The organism is Micromonospora globispora, from assembly GCF_003857015.1.
Taxonomy (GTDB): Bacteria; Actinomycetota; Actinomycetes; order Mycobacteriales; family Micromonosporaceae; genus Micromonospora; species Micromonospora globispora.
This window is the reverse complement of sequence record NZ_QGGF01000758.1, coordinates 1-3,559: the sequence shown is the minus strand read 5'-3', so window position 1 is coordinate 3,559 and position 3,559 is coordinate 1. Positions and strand designations below refer to the sequence as shown.

At 73.0% G+C, this 3,559-nt stretch carries 4 protein-coding genes and 1 pseudogene; 3 read left to right on the top strand and 2 right to left on the bottom strand.

The features are described 5' to 3' along the window. Positions 1-216: 216 nt before the first annotated feature. On the bottom strand, positions 217-477 hold the full coding sequence (locus tag DKL51_RS33415; RefSeq protein ID WP_109948147.1) for a metallothionein: 261 nt from the start codon (positions 475-477) through the stop codon (positions 217-219). A 159-nt stretch (positions 478-636) separates the two neighbouring features. Here DKL51_RS33415 and DKL51_RS33410 point away from each other — a divergent pair, with 159 nt between their 5' ends. After that, positions 637-912 carry an isoamylase early set domain-containing protein gene (locus tag DKL51_RS33410; protein ID WP_109948146.1) on the top strand — a complete coding sequence of 92 codons (276 nt, stop codon included), beginning with the start codon at positions 637-639 and terminating at the stop codon, positions 910-912. A gap of 57 nt (positions 913-969) precedes the next feature. Here DKL51_RS33410 and msrB read toward each other — a convergent pair whose 3' ends face one another. Continuing rightward, complete coding sequence (gene msrB / locus DKL51_RS33405; RefSeq protein WP_124813244.1) at positions 970-1,380, bottom strand: peptide-methionine (R)-S-oxide reductase MsrB; 411 nt, start codon at positions 1,378-1,380, stop codon at positions 970-972. 47 nt (positions 1,381-1,427) lie between these two features. Here msrB and ligD point away from each other — a divergent pair, with 47 nt between their 5' ends. Both ligD and DKL51_RS33395 read left to right on the top strand, forming a co-directional pair. Continuing rightward, positions 1,428-2,456 (top strand): non-homologous end-joining DNA ligase, encoded by a 1,029-nt coding sequence (ligD, locus tag DKL51_RS33400; protein ID WP_109948144.1) that lies wholly within the window; start codon positions 1,428-1,430, stop codon positions 2,454-2,456. Positions 2,457-2,559: 103 nt separating this feature from the next. Next, positions 2,560-3,559: pseudogene (locus DKL51_RS33395) on the top strand (FtsX-like permease family protein); the annotation flags it as partial.

The window sequence follows — 3,559 nt, the reverse complement described above, 5'->3', positions numbered from 1 at the left end:
GCGGCGGCCGGGGCGGAGGTGGCGGGGGCCGTCTCCGGCGCGGCGGAGCCGCCGTCCGATGTGGAGCAGCCGGGAAGCGTCAGGGCGGCCGTCAGCGCGAGCGGGAGGAGCCGGGATGTGGTGGCGGGCATGGCCGGATGCTAGCCGGGATCGAGGGGTCGCCGACCTTACCGCTCGCTTACGGTGCTCTGTCGGGCACTCTGAGTGCCCGGCCGCTCACGCCGGACGGGCGCCGATGGCGTCGCGGATCTCGGCACCCTGTGTGCCCTCCACGGCGCGGGCGCAGTGCGCGCAGCAGAAGAAGCGGCCGGAGACCTCGACGCCATGGCCGACGATCTTGACCTGGCAGTGCTCGCAGATCGGCGCCATCTTCTGGATCGCGCACTCGAAGCAGTCGAAGTTGTGCACGTCCCCGCTGACCGTGCGCACCTCGAACGCCATCCAGTAGTCGTTGCCACAGACTTCACACGTAGCCATTGCGAAACCCCCCGAAAACGGACTTGTCATCCCAGGGTGCGGGAAGGGATACATCCGGGCAACCGAAACGGGCGAACCTGGTCGCGCTCGACGGCGAGTCGCCCCCGGCGTGTCGCGCGTTAGGCCAGGTGACCGCCCCGACACCCCCCGGAGGACCACGTGATCAAGCGCAACAAACTCTTCGGCAACCAGACTCGGGTGACCTTCGCCCTCCCGCGGGACACCCCGGCCGGCACGGTCAGCGTGGTCGGCTGCTTCAACGACTGGGAGCCCGGCCGGCACGAGCTGGTGGCCCGCCGCAACGGCACCCGGACGGTGACCGTCAAGCTCGGCCCGGGCGAGTACCGCTTCCGCTACCTCGCCAGCGGCGGGGTGTGGCTGGACGACGACTCCGCCGACGCGATCGACGAGCAGGGCAGCCGCCTGCTGCTCTGACCGCCCGGCGACGACCGTGCCCGGCGACGCCGTGGCGGCGCCGCCGGGACCACGTCGTCAGCTCTGCGTCGGCTCCAGCCGGATGGAGACCGAGTTCACGCAGTGCCGGGTGTCCTTCGGGGTGAAGCCCTCGCCCTCGAAGACGTGCCCCAGGTGGCTGTCGCACCGGGCGCAGCGGATCTCCGTACGCCGCATGCCCATGGTGTTGTCGGGGATCTCCTTCACCGCACCCGGGATCGCGTCGTCGAAGCTCGGCCAGCCGCAGTGCGAGTCGAACTTGTCCTCGCTGCGGAACAGCTCCGCCCCGCAGGCTCGACAGTGGTAGACGCCGGGCGTCTTGGTCTCGACGTACTCGCCGGTCCACGGCCGCTCGGTGCCGGCCTCCCGGAGCACCCGGAACTCCTCCGGGCTCAGCCGGACCCGCCACTCGTCCTCGGTACGGGGCAGTTCACTCTCGGAAAGACTCACCGCTCAACGGTACGTCGAGCGTCGGTGCCATCGCATATGGTCGCGCAATGGCTGGCAGCAAGGCCGCAGTCGAGGAGATCGAGGTCGCCGGGCACACCGTCCGGCTCACCAGCCCGGACCGGGTGATCTTCCCGCAGCGCGGCTTCACCAAGGCGGACGTCTTCCACTACTACCTGTCCGTGGGCGAGGGGATCATGCGCGCCCTGCGGGACCGGCCCACCACCCTGCAGCGCTTCCCGGAGGGCATCGAGGGGGAGATGTTCTTCCAGAAGCGGGTGCCGACCCGGGGCGTACCGCCGTGGGTGGCGACCGCGGAGATCAGCTTCCCCAGCGGCCGCACGGCCGCCGAGCTCTGCCCGAAGGATCTGGCGCACGTCGCCTGGGCCGCACAGATGGGCACCGTGGTCTTCCACCCCTGGCCGGTCCGCGCGGCGGACGTCGACCGCCCCGACGAGCTGCGGGTCGACCTGGACCCGCAGCCCGGCACCGACTTCGCCGACGCGGCCGCGGCCGCCGGTGAGCTGCGTGCGCTGCTGGACGAGCTGGGCGCCACCGGCTGGCCGAAGACCTCCGGCGGCCGGGGGGTGCATGTCTACCTGCGCATCCAGCCCCGGTGGACGTTCATCGAGGTGCGCCGGGCCACCATCGCGTTGGCCCGGGAGCTGGAACGCCGCCGCCCCGAACTGGTCACCACCTCCTGGTGGAAGGAGCAGCGGGGCAGCCGGGTGTTCGTGGACTTCAACCAGATGGCCCGGGACCGCACGATCGCCTGCGCGTACTCGCTGCGGGCCAATGCGCGGGCCACCGTCTCCACCCCGGTCGACTGGGACGAGCTGCCCGAGGTCGACCCCGACGACTTCCACCTGGGCACCGTGCCGGCCCGGTTCGCCGAGCGGGGCGACCCGCACGCCGGCATCGACGATACCCCGTGGGACATCAGCCCGCTGCTGGAGTGGGCCGAACGGGACGCCGCCGCCGGCCAGGGCGACATGCCGTACCCGCCGGACCATCCGAAGATGCCCGGCGAGCCCAAGCGGGTGCAGCCCTCCAAGGACCGGGACCGGCCCCGCACCTGACCAGCCGTCTCGCGGTAACGATCAAGTAACGGGCGCGAACCTTTCCCGCACCCCGACGTGTCTTCCTGGTCGTCGGCCCGTCGGGGGCTCGGGGAGGGGTCGGATGAAACTGGTGTGGAGGCGGGCCGTCGAGGCGCGCGGCCTGCTGCTGGCCGCCGCGATCGCGGCCCTGGTAGCGGTCGCACTGGTCACCGGTCTCTCCGACTACAACCGGCGGGCGGTCGACGCCGGGCAGCGGGCGCTGCTGGCCGCGGCGCCCGCCGAGGAGCGCAGCCTGCTGGTGAGCGGCTCGGGCGGACGCGACGCCGAGGAGTACGCCGATCGGGACCGGGCGGTACGCGCCCAGTTCACCGACGGCCTGGGCGGCGTACCGGTCACCGTCGCCGCCGCCCGCTACGGCACGGGCCGGGAACTGACCGGTGACCTCGGGGCCGCCCGGGTCGGTGACGACCCGATGTTCGCCACCCTCGGCACCCTGGCCGACCTGCCCGCGCACGCCGAGCTCACCAGCGGGACGTGGCCGGCGCCCGGGTCGACCCCGCTGCAGGTGACGCTCCCCGAGAAGGTCGCCGGGCTGCTCGGACTGCGCACCGGCGATCGGGTACCGCTCTTCGACCGCAGCTCGGAGCGGGCCGGGGAGGTGCGCATCGCCGGCACCTGGCGGCCGCGCGACCCGGCCGAGGCGTACTGGCGGCTGGCGCCCGGGGTGGGCGAGGGCGACGGGGGCGACGCCTCGTACGGGCCGTTCGCGCTGGACCCGGCCGACTTCGCCCGTACCTTCCCCGGCTCCAGCTCCGCCTCCTGGCTGGTCGAGCCGAACCTCGGCACGGTCGAGCCGAGCCGGCTCGCCTCGGTGAAGGGCGCCGTGGCCGCCATCTCCGAGAAGATCCCGGAGGCCACCGGGCTGGGTTCCTCCGCGCAGAGCGTCACCAGCATGGACCGGCTCATCGACCGGCTCGGTCGGGCCGACCTGGTCGGCCGGTCCGCCCTGCTCACCCCGCTGCTGCTGATCGTGGTCCTCGGCGGGTACGCCCTGGTGCTGGTCGCCGCGCTGCTCAACGAGGACCGCCGGCCGCAGACCGCGCTGCTGCGCGCCCGGGGGG